General features: G+C 46.0%; 12 protein-coding genes. 5 read left to right on the top strand and 7 right to left on the bottom strand.

The features are described from left to right. Positions 1-30: 30 nt before the first annotated feature. The 3 genes from H6H02_RS15235 (at position 31) to pgsA (ending at position 3,551) form a co-directional block, all read left to right on the top strand. Positions 31-1,947: a hypothetical protein gene (locus tag H6H02_RS15235; RefSeq protein ID WP_190819172.1), complete on the top strand. Its 1,917-nt coding sequence runs from the start codon at positions 31-33 to the stop codon at positions 1,945-1,947. A gap of 310 nt (positions 1,948-2,257) precedes the next feature. After that, positions 2,258-2,908 carry a sugar transferase gene (locus tag H6H02_RS15230; protein ID WP_347342617.1) on the top strand — a complete coding sequence of 217 codons (651 nt, stop codon included), beginning with the start codon at positions 2,258-2,260 and terminating at the stop codon, positions 2,906-2,908. Positions 2,909-3,020: 112 nt separating this feature from the next. Next, positions 3,021-3,551 carry a CDP-diacylglycerol--glycerol-3-phosphate 3-phosphatidyltransferase gene (gene pgsA / locus H6H02_RS15225; protein ID WP_190819252.1) on the top strand — a complete coding sequence of 177 codons (531 nt, stop codon included), beginning with the start codon at positions 3,021-3,023 and terminating at the stop codon, positions 3,549-3,551. 190 nt (positions 3,552-3,741) lie between these two features. Here the strand turns inward: pgsA and H6H02_RS15220 are convergent, their stop codons facing one another. From H6H02_RS15220 to surE, 4 genes are read right to left on the bottom strand one after another with little or no spacing between them, the layout of a single operon-like run. Continuing rightward, positions 3,742-4,677 carry an NAD-dependent epimerase/dehydratase family protein gene (locus H6H02_RS15220; protein WP_190819170.1) on the bottom strand — a complete coding sequence of 312 codons (936 nt, stop codon included), beginning with the start codon at positions 4,675-4,677 and terminating at the stop codon, positions 3,742-3,744. A gap of 33 nt (positions 4,678-4,710) precedes the next feature. Beyond that, on the bottom strand, positions 4,711-4,998 hold the full coding sequence (locus H6H02_RS15215) for a hypothetical protein (RefSeq protein WP_190819168.1): 288 nt from the start codon (positions 4,996-4,998) through the stop codon (positions 4,711-4,713). Beyond that, positions 4,995-5,180: a hypothetical protein gene (locus tag H6H02_RS15210; RefSeq protein WP_190819166.1), complete on the bottom strand. Its 186-nt coding sequence runs from the start codon at positions 5,178-5,180 to the stop codon at positions 4,995-4,997. Before H6H02_RS15210 ends, H6H02_RS15215 begins: the two co-directional genes overlap by 4 nt. A gap of 31 nt (positions 5,181-5,211) precedes the next feature. Then, positions 5,212-5,889 carry a 5'/3'-nucleotidase SurE gene (gene surE / locus H6H02_RS15205; RefSeq protein ID WP_190819164.1) on the bottom strand — a complete coding sequence of 226 codons (678 nt, stop codon included), beginning with the start codon at positions 5,887-5,889 and terminating at the stop codon, positions 5,212-5,214. A gap of 77 nt (positions 5,890-5,966) precedes the next feature. Here surE and H6H02_RS15200 point away from each other — a divergent pair, with 77 nt between their 5' ends. Continuing rightward, positions 5,967-8,120 carry a HEAT repeat domain-containing protein gene (locus tag H6H02_RS15200; RefSeq protein WP_190819162.1) on the top strand — a complete coding sequence of 718 codons (2,154 nt, stop codon included), beginning with the start codon at positions 5,967-5,969 and terminating at the stop codon, positions 8,118-8,120. 37 nt (positions 8,121-8,157) lie between these two features. Here H6H02_RS15200 and H6H02_RS15195 read toward each other — a convergent pair whose 3' ends face one another. Beyond that, positions 8,158-8,562 (bottom strand): NIL domain-containing protein, encoded by a 405-nt coding sequence (locus H6H02_RS15195; RefSeq protein ID WP_190819160.1) that lies wholly within the window; start codon positions 8,560-8,562, stop codon positions 8,158-8,160. A gap of 72 nt (positions 8,563-8,634) precedes the next feature. Here H6H02_RS15195 and H6H02_RS15190 point away from each other — a divergent pair, with 72 nt between their 5' ends. Then, positions 8,635-9,240, top strand: a complete 606-nt coding sequence (locus H6H02_RS15190) for a thioredoxin family protein (protein WP_190819250.1) — start codon at positions 8,635-8,637, stop codon at positions 9,238-9,240. 210 nt (positions 9,241-9,450) lie between these two features. Here the strand turns inward: H6H02_RS15190 and H6H02_RS15185 are convergent, their stop codons facing one another. Both H6H02_RS15185 and H6H02_RS15180 read right to left on the bottom strand, forming a co-directional pair. After that, the gene (locus H6H02_RS15185) at positions 9,451-11,106 is read right to left on the bottom strand and encodes a PfaD family polyunsaturated fatty acid/polyketide biosynthesis protein (RefSeq protein ID WP_190819158.1); all 1,656 of its coding nucleotides are present in this window, start codon (positions 11,104-11,106) and stop codon (positions 9,451-9,453) included. A 167-nt stretch (positions 11,107-11,273) separates the two neighbouring features. After that, complete coding sequence (locus H6H02_RS15180) at positions 11,274-18,200, bottom strand: PfaB family protein (protein WP_190819156.1); 6,927 nt, start codon at positions 18,198-18,200, stop codon at positions 11,274-11,276. Positions 18,201-18,257: the final 57 nt, after the last annotated feature.

Here is an 18,257-nt window from a genome sequence, read left to right as displayed (position 1 = left end):
GAGAGTATAAAAGCGCTTCCAATCGGGATAATGAATCCAAATTCAATTCCTTCTTCTACTATCCTTCCGTCTGCAAAACGCTCTCCTGCGGAAAATGTCAGCAAGTATGCCTGGTACTTAGGAATTGACTTTGGGACAACTGGCGTTTCCGCTGTTTTGTTAAATGGTTCGACGGGTGAACGATATCCCATCTATTGGATAACCCAAGGACAGACAGAATCTACCAAAACCAGCTTCCGTTTACCAGCGGTGACTTACACGGGGCCAGCCTGGGGAAGTTCCGTGCCGTCATCGGAGGTTGCCAGTAGCGATTCCGCCGATATGCCAGCCGCGAGTAGCGCTTCCTCGCATACGCCAGCAGCGATCGCTGTGGGTGTCCTGGCGTCTTCTCTTGCCAATCGCCAAGAAGGAATCTTTATCCAAGGTTTTAAACCCTATTTGAAGGTGGGAATTCCTTACTATTCATCTGCCAAAAAATGGGAGCCGATATTGCAGTGGTCTCTCGACCAGCCAATTTCTCTTTACTGGCTGGGGCGCTCCTTGCAAGCATTATTTGCCACTCTCAGACCCCTAGCAGGTCAGAGAAACCCCCTATCACCCCCAGAACAACCTAGAGCTAATTTGGTGGGTGCCGCTGGTTTAAAGCCCTCGACGCTGAATGCAGCGATGAGTTGCTTGAGTGGTGTGATTGTCGGTTGTCCTGCTAAATGGGGAGATACCTACCGCTTTAACATCCGCGAAGCCGTACTGGGTGCCCATCTGGTGGAAAATCCAGAGGAAATCTTCTTTCTTGAGGATGCGATCGCTACTTTGTTGGCAGGGATTGAAGGTGCAACCCTACCGGGAGTACCCTGGCAAGGCGGGACTCTGGTGATTAATGCGGGTGCTACGACGATTGAACTCGCTTTGGTGAATTTGCCCGAAAATCTTAAAGACTTAACTTATTCTCAGTTTGCTTGTCGGAGTCTTGCCTATGCAGGTAACGCTATCGATCAAGACATCATCGGGCAATTACTGTTGAACGATGAAGAGGGCAAGATGAAAGATGAATTCGAGTCATCCTTCATCCTGCATTCTTCATCCTTGATCCTTCCCAAAGCCGGAGAACCCGATTTAGCAACGCGCGATCGCTTAGCATCGTTATTGCAAAGTTCTCCCCTCGGACAAGCGCTTCTAGAAGCTGCCAATTCTCTCAAACGAATTCTGCAACAGCAAGACAGCTATACCGTGGAAGTAGGCGGAAAGTCCTGTTTGGTGACACGCCAAGACTTAGAAAACCGCGTGTTCAAACCGTTTATTGAAAAACTGAATCAAGAATTGAATGCGCTGGTAACTCAGGCAGGGATACCCGCGTCGGGAATTCATCAAATTATCTGTACTGGCGGAACCGCCGCCGTCGGGGAAATCGCTCAATGGCTGCGACAAAAACTCCCAAAAGCCGTCTTGATTCGGGACACAGGCTCAAACGACTCAACCCTAAACTGTAGTCCAGTCGCTTACGGTTTGGCTACAGTACCGCTGTATCCTCAAATGTTGGAGCAACAAACACAGCAGTACAGTGATTATTTTCTGCTTTTGGAACTTTTACGCGCGTTACCCGAAGAACCGCTGCCGCTTCAGGAAATTATGCAGTTATTAGAGTATCGCGGCATCAATACGCGGGTTTGTTATTCTCGCATCATGGCGCTTTTGGAAGGCAAGCTGCCTGCGGGTATCGTGCCATCGGAAGCCGAGTTTGGACTGCTGAGTTCCAGCTCTGAGCAAAATCCTGACTATCAAGCGATCGCATCGGCTCCACTTTTTGAGAAAGAAGCGACGCAGATGTATCGATTGAATGCTCAGCAGGGCGATCGCTATCTTCGCTATTTAAACACCATCCTGACAAGCACTTACCAAAAACTAGAGGAACCATTAGTTTTTGACTTGTTAGTACCGGCAACGGTTTAGCAAATATATACCTTTGTTGCCCAAGGGCTAGGGAGAGATAATTCCAGGTAAAAAGAATTACTCTTCTCTATCCCTCCACAGGCAGAGGATTAAATCCTAAGAGTATGTAGCCTGTCAACCGTAAATTTAACAGAATTTTAAGAAACTCCGATCCCCTTAAAGATTCAGTAAAGTCAGGGCTTTCAACGATTCATCTGTAGGAGACGTTGCCTATATTGACATAAGAGCAGCCTGATTATAGTTAGCCAACTAAAAAACAGTGATTACGACTTCCCACCTCCCCGAATCCCTCGACGTTGCTTCGTCGGCGATTGATGAAATCTATCGGGTTGATGTTGCAAAACAGCCCACCTGTCACCCATCTGTCACCAGCAAAGAGAAGCGCCTGATTGATATCTTGGGAGCTGTCGCGGGGTTAGCGATCGCAGCAACAATTACAATTCCAATTGCGATCGCCATGCAATTGGATAACCCAGGGCCTATCTTTTACAGCCAGACTCGCTGTGGTTTGAATGGACGCAAGTTTCGCATCTGGAAATTCCGCTCAATGGTGGTTGGTGCGGAGAAGCTCAAGCATCTGGTCAACAACCAAGCGAAAGGGCATATTTTTAAAAACGAAAATGACCCTCGGATCACCCGCGTCGGTAAGTTTTTACGTCGCACTAGCTTAGATGAATTCCCACAGTTTTGGAACGTTCTGATCGGGGATATGAGCTTAGTGGGAACCCGTCCGCCGACCGTTGATGAAGTCATGCGCTACGAGGATCATCACTGGGAACGATTGAATGTTAAGCCGGGAATTACAGGCGAGTGGCAGGCGAATGGTCGTTCCAGCGTCCAAGACTTTGAAGATATCGTTCGCATGGATATTAACTACCAGCACAAGTGGTCTGTGATGTACGACCTCAGCTTGATTGTCAAGACTGTGATGGCAGTTGTGAATAAAAAGGGCGCTTGTTAAAAAGCGAATGGCGAATCGCTAACTGTAAATTTAGAATTTCAGACTGTAGGCTCTGGACGCGAAACCGTTCGGAGTCTACAGTCTTTTTAACTTAATAAAATCGATGCTTGTTATGACGCTGCCCAATTGGATTACTTTATCTCGTTTACTGGCGTTGCCAGTTCTGCTTTATTGCCTAGATAACCCAACGACTGAAACTCGCACGGTGGGGCTGGTAATTTTTCTGATTGCGGCTGCTACAGATTGGTTGGATGGTTACTTGGCTCGTAAACTTAATCAAGTTACAGATTTGGGTAAATTTCTTGACCCGCTAGTTGATAAATTACTGGTGTTGGCTCCGCTACTGCCACTCATTCAACTTGGTCAAGTACCGGCATGGGGCGTATTTCTAATTTTGGCAAGAGAGTTAGCGATCGCTGGTTGGCGCGTTAACAAAACGACGATTACTGGAGCAAATATTTGGGGCAAGTTAAAGACAGTCAGTCAAATTATTGCGATCGCGCTTTTGATCGCACCCCTGCCGGTTTCTTGGCAAATTCCTGCCATTATTGCTTTCTGGATTTCCGTTGCCTTCACTTTGATTTCTGGAGTTATTTACCTTCTACCCCAAAAAAGCGAGCAACCCTCCGCGGTTAGCCAGTAGAGACACGATGAATCGTATCTCTACCACGTGATATAGCAATCCGTGCAGGAGTTGAGAACTCTCTTTCTCTCTTTTCTTCGTGTTCTTTGCGTCTAAAGCGGAAACCCTAACTCGGTTCGTTTAAAAAGCGATATTCCCACAAGCTAGGATTACTATCGTTTTTTTGTATCTTCGTGTCTTTGTGGCTCATTTAGCCTGCTTCTAGAATTTCGTTATCAACTGAGAAATCTATCTCGGCTTTGTCACGACCAGAGGCAAGATAATCTTTCTGGAACGAGTCTTTTAGCCCAGAAATTAAGTCATATTCTGGTTGCCATTCTAGTTCAGCCTTAGCTTTATTTACTGAGGCGAAGAAGTGCTGAAGTCGGAAAGGGAAAGCTTTGCGTTTGCCAAAGTCAAATTTTTTGGGATCGTAGTGGAGAATTTGTAAATTCTCTGGTGACTTCCCGACAGCAACAGCACAAGCACGCGCTAGACCATCAAAAGTAACATAGCGATCGCCCGACACATTATAAATCTGTCCCACTGCCTGAGAATTGCCCAAAACTGCTGCCATTGCCACTGCTAAGTCTTTTACATGACCGAGTTGGGTGAGATGGAAGCCGTGTCCGGGCATCAGAATTGGGCGATCGCGCACAATCCGGTCGAAAAACCAAGCTTCCAGATCGTTATAATTTTGTGGGCCGTAAATATACGTTGGGCGAATCGCTGTAAAAGGCACTTTCTGCTGTGCCAGGTAAGCTTCCGTTTCATGCTTACCCTTGTGACGGCTTTTCGGATCGACGGCATCCCCTTCTACATGGGGCATCTGATCTGACTTTTGATACACACCAGCAGAACTCATGTAAATAAAATGCTGCACCCCATCCTTAAAAATTTCTACTAAAGGTTGGGTATCGCTCAATTCCCGACCATTGTTATCGAAAATCGCATCAAATTTTTCTTGAGATAACTTTTCTTTTAGTTGCGAAGCATCCGTGCGATCGCCGTGAATTTGTTTAACTCCCTCTACGGGTGCTGGTTTATTTCCGCGATTAAACAGCACCACTTCATGCCCTTGCGCCACCAAAGTTTTTGTTAAATCAACCCCGATAAACCGGGTGCCACCCATGATTAATATTCGCATTTTCACCTTCATTCAAATCAGCTAATTTTACAATTATGCTTGAAATTTAGTTTGATTTTTGAGTAAAGGTGAATTTTCAGGTAATTTCCAGGTTCGCCCGTGAGTATGAATGTAACCATCAACGATTTTAACGTCTCCCAGTTCCCTTCCCAGAGCGAACAATTCCTTTCGTTCTTCCTCTGTCAAGTAGTCATTCCCATGAAGACTACCTGATGAACGCCGAGGATCGCCTCCTGCATCTAAGTAACGCTGTCGAGATAGGGCAAAAAGCTCTTTAAATCTTTCATACTTTTGTTTCCGTAGTTCAGTAGACTCTGTCATAGTTCTGACTCCGGTTCAATAGGAACAATATCGCCGCTTTGCAATAAGCGGGAAATTAGCAAGATAGGGCTAGGTGTTTCAATTAACCAAATACCAGTAGCTCCATCATAAATTGTATTTCCTAGCAGCTCCAAGGTATCTAAAGCGTTGAGAATTAAATATTGCTCTTCTGTCGGTTCCACAAGTTAATTTGCATTTTCGCCAAAGCTTATCTTACAGCCTCAGTTGAGTGACAGCGATTTTGCCGGAAAAGCAGACATCAACATCGCTACCGGGAGTGCGATCGCGTTTGGCATATTCTCCGACATAGTAAAAATTATCGCCTTCAATGCGATAGTTCACTGGCAAAGGTTGCCGGCAGGGTTCGCAAAACACCACTTCCGGATCGGGATCTCCCGGTAACAAATGGGGCAAATTTACATTCCAATACGTTCCCGGTTCGATGGTACGGTTGAGGAGATCGGCTAAAAGTCCAGCCGTCCACCTCGCCGCCACATCCCAATCAACATTTTGTTTGCCTTTGCGATAGTGGGAAACGGCAATCCCCGGAACGCCATGAAAGGCTGCTTCGCGCACGGCGGCGACGGTGCCGGAAATGTAAACATCGGCTCCCATATTACCACCGGCGTTGATGCCAGAAAGGACAAAATTGACAGCGGGGCAGATATGTGTCAGCGCAATACGAACACAATCAGCGGGAGTGCCCGCGATCGCATATTCAAAATCCGAGCGTCGCCGGACATGAATCCCTTGAGTTGTCGTCACCTGATGACCGCATCCCGATAAATGGTCTCTAGGAGCCACAATCACCCCCTTGCCATTCATCGCCTTGTGCAGCGCTCGGATTCCAGGAGCGTCTATTCCGTCGTCGTTCGTTAAAATCAAAGTCATATATTTTTTTGCTGAGTCGGACGTAGCCTAGGCGATTTGCTCAAGCACCCATTGATTCAAATGTGAGAAGGCACTAGATGGAATTGCATCACCAACCGATTCAGGAATCTTACACCGCCGAAAACCCCCTCCAACACCTACTCCTACTGAGTGATAACCTGCTCAAACAGGAGTATTTAAATTATCTGAAATGGACAGACTCCATAATGCAGATGTTACAGGGCTTGGAGGAAAAAGCTCAGGTAGTGCGAGTCGTGAAGTTAGCCTTAGAAGTGGATTTAAGGTTAGGCGCACAGCTGGCAGGAGCCGTTAAACCGGAGTTTCAAGCCGCAACCGTTGATTTAGTTGCGTCTCTAGAAGTTCCTCAAGAGTTGAAGTTTCAACTTTTAGGCATCACTGGCTCTGATAGTGCAATTCCCAGCCTACTCCCAGCGCTTCACCACTCAGATGCGAAGGTGCGTGAAAGTGCCGCTTATGGGTTGGGTTCTATCGGCACCGATGCCGTTGTGACAGCACTACTGGAAGTATTGAACGATGAGGACTCTGGAGTTCGGTTGAGTGCAGCCTATGGATTAGGTTCTAGCGGCACCAATGCGGCAGTGCTGGGACTACGGCAAGCCTTGAACGATGAAGACTTTCAGGTACGCGAGAGTGCAGCTTATGCTCTGGGTTCGATTGGCACTCAGGCAGCCGTAGAGGTGCTACGGCAAGCATTGAACGATGAGGACTTTGATGTGCGTGGGAGAGCTGCTTATGCTTTAGGTCAAATCCCCACCCAGCAGGCGGTATCGGCGCTGCTAGAAGCATTGAACGATGCAGATTTTCGGGTGCGTTACAATGCTGCCTATGCCTTAGGTCAAATTCCCACCCACCAGGCGATATCGGCACTACTACAAGCGTTAAATGATGAAAGCTATCGGGTACGTCAAAAAGCCGCCGAAGCGTTAGGTTCGATTGGCACCCAAGAGACGGTGATAGTCCTAGGGAAAGCGTTGAACGATGATGACTTTGATGTTCGCCGAAGAGCTGCCTATGCTTTAGGGAAAATTGGCAGCGAGGAGGCGGTGGCGACGCTGCTGGATGTTTTGAAAGATCGAGACTATCGGGTGCGCGAGAGGGCTGCATTCGGTTTAGGCGTTACCGGCAGCTCGTTGGCAGTGTCGGGGCTGCTGGAGGCTCTGAAAGATGAAGATTATGAGGTTCGCAGTTGTGCTGCCTATGGGTTGGGTTTAATCGGCTCTCCGGCAGCAATGTCAGGGTTACTAGAAGCTTTAAAGGATCAAGATTTTTATGTTCGGAGGGGTGCTGCCTATGCTTTACGGAAAATCGGCAGAAGGGGCATCGCGGCTGCACATGCCCAAGCAGTGGTAGCTGGGCTTTTAGAAGCTTTGGATGATGACGATTCCTGGGTGGGTTGGATGGCTGCTTATGCTCTGGGTTCTATGGGCAAAGCGGAAGGCGTAGCGGCGCTGCTGCAAGCTTTAAACCATCCAAACTTTGATGTTCGAGAGAAAGCGGCTGAGGCTTTAGGGAAAATCGGCAGTGAAGAGAGCGTCGTGGGGCTGCGACAAGCGTTACAGGATGAAGATTTTGGGGTTCGTCAAAGTGCTGCGGCTGCGTTAGAAAAAATTGGCTCCCCGGCAGCTGTTGCCGGACTTCTGGAGGCTTTGCACGATCGAGACTATCGGGTGCGTGAAAATGCTGCTTCTGCTTTAGGGAGCATTCGCTGCCAGATTGCTGTTGCCGGACTTCTGGAAGCTTTGCACGATCGAGACTATCGGGTGCGCGAGAAGGCTGCGGAGGCTTTAGGCGAAATTGGCTCTCCGGCTGCGGTGGTGGGGCTGTTGGAGGCGTTGAACGATGAGGATGCAACTGTGGGTGGCAGTGCAGCTTGGGCGTTAGGTCAAATCGGCACTCCGGCGGCGGTAGCGGCACTGCGACAAGCTCTCAATCACCCAGATGCTAGCGTTCGGGGGAGTGTTGCCTGGGCATTAGGTCAAATCCGTAGCCCGTCGGCAGTAGGGGCGCTCAGGCAAGCTGTTAACCACGAAGACGTTAGCGTTCGGGAGAAGGCTGCCTATAGTCTAGGGAAAATCGGCAGCGCTGGAGCATTGCCTTATCTGCGCCAGATGCTATTTAAACCGGAGAATAGCGTTGCTCTTAGCACGATACTGGACGCGATCGCTGCCATTCAAGAGCGATGCGGTTACTACAATTATGCGATCGCCTAGTCTTGGACTCAATTCGCCAAAAAGAAGCATTTTCAATTCAAAAATTGGTAGAAATTGCCTCTACAGGACAGGTGGGAATGCACTGTTCGCAGACAATACAGCGCGATCGCGTAAAATTAAGCCGAAATGTCTGCGGTTCTAATGTCAGAGCTTCTGTGGGACAAACGCCAGTGCATAACCCACAGTGAACGCAAACGTCTTCATCAATCACGATCTCGCGGCTGGCAAAAGAAACGCTGATGTCTTGCGATCGCATCCACTCGATTGCCGCATCTATTGCATCAATATCGCCCAAAAGTTCCACCACTAGCTTCCCTATTTGATTGGGTGCTACTTGGGCGCGAATAATATTCGCCGCGACATTAAAATCCTTTGCCAGTCGATAAGTCACTGGCATCTGAATAGCTCGTTTGGGAAACGTCAGCGTTACTCGTTTTTTCACAGCAAAGGTAGCTCTGGAGGGAGTTGGTACACTAAAGGTAGCTCATCTATAACAATCGTGAAAAAATCTTCGATGGCTGTGAATTCACCTGAATCAACTACAAGCTCCCAGCCGCCGTCGCCAGGAACCGGCGCGAAACGGGTCACAAACTTCTTGATTGCCATAGTAGCGATTGTCCTCAGCGTTCTCCTATTCTTGGGACTGCAAACTGAGACAAGTTCAGTTTCCCTCGACACCCAAGCTGAGCAATCTACACCGTTAGAAGTGGCTTTGAGTAATGGCAAGCCGACGTTGATGGAATTTTATGCGAACTGGTGTACCAGCTGTCAGGCGATGGCAAAGGATCTGGGCGAACTAAAAGAGCAGTATGCTGATTCGATGAATTTTGTGATGCTGAATGTAGATAACAATAAATGGTTGCCAGAGATGACGCGCTACCGCGTTGATGGAATTCCCCATTTTGTCTATTTCGGCAACAACGGAGACGCGATCGCTCAAACGATTGGCGAGGTGCCTCGTCCCGTCATGCAGGCAAACATTGACGCCCTAGTTGCCTCTGTACCTCTGCCTTACGCCCAAGCTGGGGGACAGGTTTCTGCCTTCCAATCACCCGTTACACCCGCCAAAGCCAGTCAAGATGACCCTCGCAGCCACGGTAGCCAAGTCAAAAGCAATTAAAAATGATTAGGACAGTGGGGGCTAGAGGATCTTTGCGGTTGCACTGGTCAATCAGAAATCCATCAAGGTGATATCTGATTGCTGAATATGACGATAGAAATCACCCCCACTGAAGGGTTTTAGATTGCGTCTCTAAAGACAGTCCAGAGGCTTTTTTCAGCAAAGTTCTTTACAATGCCAGCCCCTGGTACTAAGGATTTTAGATTATCTCTAAAAAAGAGGTTTTGGACAGTAGTTCCAGTATTGTGCAGGCATCGATAACCCCTGTAGTTTCAAGTTTTGCAGCCGATACAAAAAGGCACTACCAATCATTATGTGCTCTGCAACATCAACTACGCGACGATTATTTGCTTGAGCCAGATAAGAACCCTTCACCCATTCATTAAACGAGCCCATCGAGGGGCCACACCAGATTTGATAATCCATTTCGCGCCCTTTCTCGCCTGCATTAGACCAGCGGGAAGATAATCCCAAATACGAGCGAAAAATTAGAGCCATTTTACGTTTGGGATTGTTATCTGCTCTGGTTATTTGATCAGGGTCGCGTTGAGAAAAATAAGCAACCGTATCTTGCCAAACTGACTCTAGACTCTTCCTGAAGATTTCTTTTTCTAATTTCTCTCTTTCCCCAAGCGGAATTTCTTCAATGGAGTCATAGTTCTTGTAGAAATCAAAAAGTTTTTGCGCCCGCATTGGAAAGAGACTGCCACGTTTGAGAACTTGTAATTTCACGCCCATTTCAAACATATCCGCCGCTGGTGCCATACTGACATCAGCCATAGCCGCTTGAGCTAGTAAGTTTTTGGTATGAGTAGAAGCTCCAGCTTCGAGACAGGATTGGTTAATGGAGCCAGTCACCACATAAGCGGCTCCCATCATAAATGCCCCTAATGCTGACTGTGGTGTACCAATTCCTCCAGCAGCTCCAACTCTAACAGGTTGTTCGTAACCATATTTTTCCTGAATTTCATCTCTGAGAGCCAGAATCGAAGGCAGGAGACAAACCAGCGGACGATTATCTGTATGACCGCCAGAATCGGCTTCTACAGTGATATCATCAGCCATTGGAATTTTTTCGGCTAAGGAAGCTTGCAACTCAGTAATTAGCCCTTGAGCGACCAATTGCTTGAGCATTCTAGTGGGTGCTGGTTGCAAAAACTTAGTTGCAACTTCTGTTCTAGAAACTTTGGCAATGATTTTGTTTTTAATCTCGATTTGATTTGCCGAATTGACGCTAAGTCCAGCCGCCCGATAATAAACAATGTTGGGTGTCAAATCGAGAAATGCGGAAGCTTCTACTGTTGTTACGCCATGTTGGAGATATAAAGCGATCGCGCCTCGCTCGATTGCAGCTTCACTAGGACTGTGGATCAAATTAAATGCATAAGGTCCTTCGGGAAGTGCTTGCTGAATGCGATGGATAGCAGTTTCAATGCGAGAAGGAACTAAGCCAGCAGCACCAAAGGCACTGAGAATTTTCTCTTTACCAAGGGCAATCACCATTTCTTCTGAGGAAATGCCATTCGCCATTGACCCGGTACTATAGGCATACTTTACGCCGTGAAAAGTCAGAAAACTGGGGTCTCCCAACTGTTGAGGAAGTAGCGGTGGCACCGCCGTCAAAGTTTCTACTGATTCAGCTTTGCCGTTATTAGCATCGCCTAAATAACCTTCGTTAGTAATACCAATTTGACCTTGCTTGCTAACGATGTAACAGGGTTTCTCTAAATTCAGCAGTTTAGTCTTGATACCTTCTTCATCAAAAGCCACAGAATTTAAAGAACCCTGCCATACTGGATTTTGGTTGTTTGGGTTTCCTGAGAAACGAAGACCATTTTTGTTTTGGGTTAAAGGTACTGCCAACATCGTTTATTCCTTCTATTCAGATCAATAACGCATTTTAGATTGTAGGTTGGGTTGAGGTACGAAACCCAGAAAAAATAAGTATTTGTTGGGTTTCGTACTTCAACCAGACCTACGGAGGGAGAGGATTTTCTAGCCCTAACTGAACCGTAGAGTGAGCTTGGTAGATTTTAATCAGACTCCACTAAACAAAGAGCAATGTCTTTAACTTCATAGATTCTCAAATTAGGTTTCCACAAACTGGCATCACCGATTAGGGTGACTTTGTTTGGGGTAATATCCACCTTGGAAATATGAACCTCTAAATACATCTCAGTATGACCATGAGGAATCTGTCCGCGATATTTCCAAACGATTGGATGGTCGATGGCTTGGACAAAACGGGGAGATTTGAATTGTTTTCCTAAATCAAACTGCAAGGCATAGACTTGCATCGCTTGCAAAATCCCCTCAATTCCCAATGAACCAGGCATGACTGGGTCAAGGTAAAAATGGCATCTGAAATACCAGTCATTCGGCTTTACCTCTTTTCTGGCATAGATGTAGCCTTGCTGATAGTTTCCTCCTCCTTCAATAATGCGTACTTCATTCAGGAGGTCTAACTGATACTGAGCAAGACGATAATAGGGTCGAGCCTCATTAATGTGATAAAACTTGGCTCTAGTTTCTTGGCTCCTTAAATCGATTTTTGCTTTAAGGAGTCCAGTTGTATTTTCAGTTTCGTACCAGGGTGGAACATCCTTACCACGATCCAGTCCTACCTGATTTGCCAAAGATTGGGGGCTAAAATGACCAAATGCGGCAGTTCCTTCATAAAATGGTTCGCCATCACAAACCATTTGAAAATCAAAGCTTTGAATAATCACTCCCTGGATATTAGATGAAGAAAGTAATCTTGCCGTATTCGTAATCGTCTTTCCTCGGACATCTATATCCTTGAGAAGGCGACCCTGCCCATCAAGATTGCGGAAGTACAAGTCTTGATTTGGATACAACAAAGTGGTTCCTAAATAAGCCGAAAGAAAACCACAGGGTTGCAGAGCTATCTCCATTAAAATTGAGTACGGTATCGTCGGAGATGAGTTTTGGCGGCAATACCAAGGCTCTGGGGGAACGTCATATTCAGTAACAATACTGGAATTTTTTGTTAGTTCATGGCGTTTACCATTCACTGCCAAAACGCGATGCACCAAATTGAGGTGAGTATTGGGCATCCGCGAAGCTTTGACGCTACCGTTGTCATAAATTGCGAATTCTGGCCCAAAACACTTAGCAACCGAACCCAGACAAAATTCGTTGACTTGATCTTCATTTAATAAGGCTGGTTTCCGGGGTAATCCTGCCTTTTGTTGAGAGTTGTTTATCGCTTGTTCAGCAGAAATTGAATGATTAGGGTTCTTTTCAGATAACTGCAAGCCCAAATCTTTGAAGTGAACAACGATTTTGCCGTTCAGGATGACTTCAACATTACATTTTGCATAAGGTTTTGGTGTAATGCCGATTTCAGTAATTTCCATCCGATAGATTAGTTTGCCAGAAATGGGAGTCACCTGTCCTCGGCAACGGACTACCTGTGGCAAACCTGGAATTGGTTGAAATCGAGCATCGGTTGTGTAGGTTTGCAATCCTAAATAGAGGAGATAGAATTGCAAGAGTTGACCACAGCCTTCTGCCATCAAGGAACCAGCCATCACCTGATCGTCTTTGAAGTGGCAGGGGAAATACCAATGATCTGGGTCGAGAAATTTTTCGCCGATAATTAGACCTAGACCCCAAGCCCCTCCAGTGGGTTCTACTGATGTAACCCGATCGATCATGAGCATTGCCTTCGGGGGCAAGCGCAAGGAGGGATTTAAGCCGTCTTGCCAATAATGGTCTCCTAAACAGGCAGCAATATTACCCTCGGTAAGGCGTAACATATCTGACTCATCAAGGCTTGTTTTCTGGCAGATTAGCAGAGGCTCAAACTTTTGCTTTGGAATCTTACTTCGCTCTTCAAGCTCTTTATCGGAAACAATAATTCCCTTTCCATTTTCGAGTTGTTCATCGGAGAAGAATCCAGCACATCCTCCGTCCATTTTGAGGATCATTTTATCCCCAACAAAGCACTCGTAGCTAAAGAAAAATAGTAGGTTATCTCCGCTTCGCACAAAAGAATTTATGCTAATGTCATAACGTAGGGTTTGTCCTTCTTTGGGTAAATCATCTAGAAACGTCAGGGTGCAATCAAGCAAGCGATAAACCAGTTCGCCTTTATTTTCAAAATCGATTCCTAGGTAGCTGATTAATAATAAATCGCATTGACCTGATTCTACGCTGATTGCCCAAGGCGCTTGACCATCAACAGCGTACCAGGCATTCTGGGGAATATCGTATTCGGTTGTGATTGAAGAGGGTTTAAAGCTATTTATTTCACCATCGAGTTTAGTAACTCTGCTCACCAAGAGATAGGGAGGAACTGGCAGCCGCACTCGCCGGGAATAAGAATCGATAATGTCATAGTCTTGACCGAAGACACGGGATATTTTCCCTTCAGCAAATTCCAGTAAATCTGCTTCATCCCAAACAATATTAGAAGGCTTTGTGTAACTATTTCGCTGCGAATCTGAAGTTGCAGGGGCTATCTGACCCTTGTCTTTAACGGATATATTTTGATTCAATAATTGTTCGGCTACAGCGATTTGTAGCTGAAATATCTTCATCATTTGCTCTTGATGGTTAGTTGTCTGTTGTGGATCTTTGGCTATTGTCATGATTTTTGATTTGTTCCCCGTGTTTGCTATCTCTTTTTGGAAAGTTTCACAATTTTCAGCGGTCAATATTTTAGAATAAATTCGGCTTCCACCCAAAGTAACTTTTTTGACAATTGATTGACGTTGGATGGATTTTTCTGGTGGTTGACTATAAAGCGGTGACAAGTCCACGGAGACACCGTGACTCACGAGTTTTGCTAAAACCCTGACCACCCCAGTATGGTCATCAACGCCTTTTGTATTGATGGACATGGCAACATACTCTTGTTGCTTAAGCGTTTCGCTAATACATCGGGAACAGTTGTTTCCTGCGCCTAGCTCAATGAAGATTCTGGCACCATCTTCGTAGACACGATGAATAATTCTAGGAAAATCAACTGTTGTACAGCAGATTTTGGCGGCATTATGAGCCAGAGAATTCGTGTCTAGCTTAATCGGAGCGTAATCTACTCCAGAATAAAATTGAATATCGGGTACATTCTGAATAGGAATTGTTAATAGTTCAACCAATCCGTCATATTCAGTATTTGTTGGTTCGCAGTGCAATACACTGTCAAAATTCATGGGAAAATATTTGCATTGGAGAGTTTCAATAACTCTTAAGCAAGCTTGCGGCTCGCCACCAATGACTACTTCATCGGGAGTATTGATGAATGACAGATAAACACGTTTTTCATGCTTCAGGACTTCCTTAACTGCCGATACTGGTGCTTTGAGAACATAGGAAATCCAGAATTTTTCCGAGCGATCGCTTTCCGGCAAATCCCAAAACCTACGTCCCGCTAAACAGGGACCGCATAAATCAGTTTTAAATAGAGGAGATGCGACTAAAGCATCGTTTATTTTCCCATCATCGCGCCAAATGTCAAGTGCAAACAGCATAGTGATAGCTGCACCCAAGCTATACCCAAATGCAACTTGGGGTTGGACATGGAAATACTGTCTGAGAATGAGACTATATAGCACTGCCAAACTGATTCCGGTTTGGCACATTACTACTCCGTCACCCAGAAATTCTGCCTGTTTCTCTGCTTGTGCTTGACTGGAAAGTTTTTCTAAACTTCTGGGATAATGAAGTTTCTCGTGCATGACCTGACCTGGAGAGTGAGTCAGAGTTGAGAAGCTATCGTAAACCTTAGGAAATAGCTGGAAAATGTCCCGTCCTAGTCCGAGAGCAGAACTAGCCATACCTGGGTAAACGAAGGCAACTTTACCCTCTTTTCCTAAAGGTTTCGGTGTGAAATAACTGCCAAGCGGTGTTTTCCATTCTCCGCCAGTTTCAAAGCTTTTTTTAATCCCTGCGATCGCTAAGCGGATTTCCCGCAGTATTTCCTGTTTATTAGAACCGACAATCGCTAGGGTATAAGTTGCCTGGGGGGATTGCCCAAAAGCAGTAAAGGTCTGTGTCGCTGCAACTGATAAATCGTCAGCGGTTTCAATCAGATTCTGGAGCGAATTCAGCCGTTCGAGCAAAGCAGATTGATGATTAGCGGTGAGGGGAAATAGATAGAACGGTGTTTGTTCGAGATACTTGCTGGGACGCTCTTTTTGACTCAATTCTTCCGAGAGGATGATGTGAGAATAAGTGCCATCTATTCCTAAACCGTTGATGGCAGCGACTCTCTTAGATGCTTCGGGTTCTAAAAACCAAGTTCTCGATTCGGTGGCGACGTAGAAGGGACTGCCTTGCCAAAGCTGAGGCATTTTCGGCCTAGACCACTGGGGAGTCGCAGGAATGTACCGATGATATAAGCAGAGGACAGTTTTGATTAAACTTGCCATCCCGGAAGCAGCATAGGTATGACCAATGTTGGCTTTGACACTGCCCAGGCAACAACTCAAGCTTGCTTGGGACGTCTGATAGGCAGAGAGTAAACCTTTGATTTCGGCTTCATCTTCTGGTGCAACGCCACTGCCAAAAACTTCCAGATACCCAATGTCTGTAGGTTGAACACCTGCTAAATCGAACGCCTGCTGACAAGCTTGTGTGAGGGTGCGATCGCTCGTCGATTGATGATTAGCATTATCCTGAATTAAGCTGATGGCATCAATAACAGCATAAATTCGGTCTTGCTCTTGTTTGGCTGCTTCGTGTCGCTTTAAAACTACGGCACCTGAGCCTTCACCGACCATCCAGCCATTCGCATTTTCATCAAAGCTTAAGGTAGGAATCCCTTGATTAATCGGTGCTAACTGCTGGCGGAATAATACATTTTCCAATCCCCCAGAGAGATCGACCGCACCGACGACAACAGCATCGATTTCTCCATTAGACAGAAGTAATTGAGCGACTTCTAAAGCTTTAAAAACCGAATTTTCTTCGGCAGAAATGGTGAAAGAGGGACCCGTGAAATCCCATTGGGCGGAAATGCGACTAGCCATCACATTACCGATGAAGCTGGTGTATCGGTTGACTTGCGCCGGAGGATGCAAGCTATCTTTGGTAATGGCTTCCAGTTCGGCAAGTTTTTCGGGAGACAAAGAAATATTCGCTTGTTCCAAGCTTTCTTTGATTTGCCAAGATAAATCGCATCGACCCCGATACTGGTGTAGGGAGAGTTCTGTCCCCATCGCCACAATCACGGCGACATTTCCCCCTTGAGCGAGTTTTGCATCTTTGATGGCGTTGTCCGCCACCTTTAGCATTAATAGCTGTTGAGGAATGAGTTGATCTTCATCGCGGGGCGGGATTTTGAAATTTAAGAAATCGAGTTCAAAATCTTGGATGTAGGCTCCTAGAGGCGCTTCGCCAGTCGCCAAGCCATATTCTTTGAGTAATTGGGGTTGCTCTTCGATACCTTGCCAACGCTGAGGCGGAAGGGGGATAAAATGCTGCGTTCCTTCATAAATTGTGCGCTCGAAGGCATCTAAACTTTTACAGGAGCCAAAAAAGGCATCCATGCCGACGATCGCGAGTCGATTTTGGGTTTGAGATTTTGGATTTTGGATCGAGGTATTTGTCGCTGCCTTTGCCCTTTCTTTCCCACTTCCGATGTCTTCTGATGACTCCAAAATCAAATGAGCATTGGTGCCACCAAAACCAAAAGCATTGATAGCGGCACGTTTGGTAGGTAATTTTTGAGGCCAAGGTGTCGGGGAAGTGACCATCTGCTCAGCAGCGATCGCGCCTTTTTCCGAACTGAGGGGGTCAATTACGTCGATTGTCGCCGGGATGACCTCTTCGCTCATGCTCAAAATCACTTTGATGAGACCCGCGATCCCCGCAGCCGTCAACAAGTGACCAAAATTGGATTTGACAGAACCAATCAGAGGTACCGTTTGATGCTGACCGAAGAAGGTTTCCATCGAGTTGAGTTCGGTGATATCTCCGACCGGAGTACCCGTGGCATGACACTCGATGTAATCGATACTGTTGGGATGTATTCCGGCTTCGATATATGCCCGTTCAAAGGCTAAGATTTGCCCTTTGGGATTAGGACTGAGGACGAATTTCCCTTTCCCGTCATTCGATAAGCCAACACCGCAGATTGTGGCGTAGATGCGATCGCCATCTCGCAGCGCATCGCTATATCGTTTCAGGACAACCATTCCGGCTCCTTCCCCAGCCACGAGTCCTCCGGATGACTTATCAAAAGGACGCGATATCCCATCTTCTGGATAAGCGTGGAAAATAGAAAATCCCATATTGATGAAGAACGGATCGGCGCAACTCACCGCACCCGCTAACATCAGGTCAGCTTTGCCGGATAACAGATAGTGACAAGCTAATTTAACTGCATACAGCGATGTTGCACAGGCTGCATCCAGAGATAAATTGATACCGGATAAAGACAGCGCTTGAGCAATAACTGCTGCCGGATACCCGGATAACATTCCATTTAAAAGAGAGACATCAGAAGATGGTTTTTTTAGTTGGAAAGATTCTTCTTTTAAAAGTTGCTGAAGGGCTGAATCGAGAAATTTTTGATAGATTGGTGCAAAAAAGCGATGGGAAAAGCGGGTAGGAAAAGAAAGATTTCCCAGGATCACGCCGCATTTTTCCAGAACTGATTGATTGCCTAAATAACCGCTATCTTTTAAAGCTTGTTTTGAGACGTATAAAGACCATTGATAAATTTCATCTAAGTTTTTCAGTAACTCCGGAGCCATCTGATACTCGCTGGTATCTAACTGAAAATCTCGAATATAGCCTCCTTTCAAACAATAGTATTTATCCAGCTTCCCTTTTTCTGTAGAATAAAATTTTTGGGGATCTACTCCCATTTGTTCGGCTGTTGCCAAGCTTTTAAAATCTTTTTTAGCAATTAAATTCTGCCAGTATTGCTCAGGACTTTCTGCGCCTGGAAACAAGCTAGATAAACCAATGATTGCAATTTTTTCCATTCAATATTCCTAAAAAATTTAATCAAAAACTACTTTATTTTAAATAGGCTCTAACCA

The sequence above is a fragment of the Coleofasciculus sp. FACHB-1120 genome (assembly GCF_014698845.1).
Classification (GTDB): Bacteria; Cyanobacteriota; Cyanobacteriia; order Cyanobacteriales; family FACHB-T130; genus FACHB-T130.
The sequence above is the reverse complement of the archived record's forward strand: the minus strand, read 5'-3'. Positions and strand labels throughout refer to the sequence as shown.

What these genes read in the sequence shown, in the direction of transcription:
- H6H02_RS15235 (WP_190819172.1), top strand. Translation starts at nt 31, where the DNA reads ATGAATCCAAATTCAATTCCTTCTTCTACTATCCTTCCGTCTGCAAAA.
- pgsA (WP_190819252.1), top strand. Translation starts at nt 3,021, where the DNA reads ATGACGCTGCCCAATTGGATTACTTTATCTCGTTTACTGGCGTTGCCA.
- H6H02_RS15220 (WP_190819170.1), bottom strand. Translation starts at nt 4,677, where the DNA reads ATGCGAATATTAATCATGGGTGGCACCCGGTTTATCGGGGTTGATTTA.
- H6H02_RS15215 (WP_190819168.1), bottom strand. Translation starts at nt 4,998, where the DNA reads ATGACAGAGTCTACTGAACTACGGAAACAAAAGTATGAAAGATTTAAA.
- surE (WP_190819164.1), bottom strand. Translation starts at nt 5,889, where the DNA reads ATGACTTTGATTTTAACGAACGACGACGGAATAGACGCTCCTGGAATC.
- H6H02_RS15200 (WP_190819162.1), top strand. Translation starts at nt 5,967, where the DNA reads ATGGAATTGCATCACCAACCGATTCAGGAATCTTACACCGCCGAAAAC.
- H6H02_RS15190 (WP_190819250.1), top strand. Translation starts at nt 8,635, where the DNA reads ATGGCTGTGAATTCACCTGAATCAACTACAAGCTCCCAGCCGCCGTCG.
- H6H02_RS15185 (WP_190819158.1), bottom strand. Translation starts at nt 11,106, where the DNA reads ATGTTGGCAGTACCTTTAACCCAAAACAAAAATGGTCTTCGTTTCTCA.
- H6H02_RS15180 (WP_190819156.1), bottom strand. Translation starts at nt 18,200, where the DNA reads ATGGAAAAAATTGCAATCATTGGTTTATCTAGCTTGTTTCCAGGCGCA.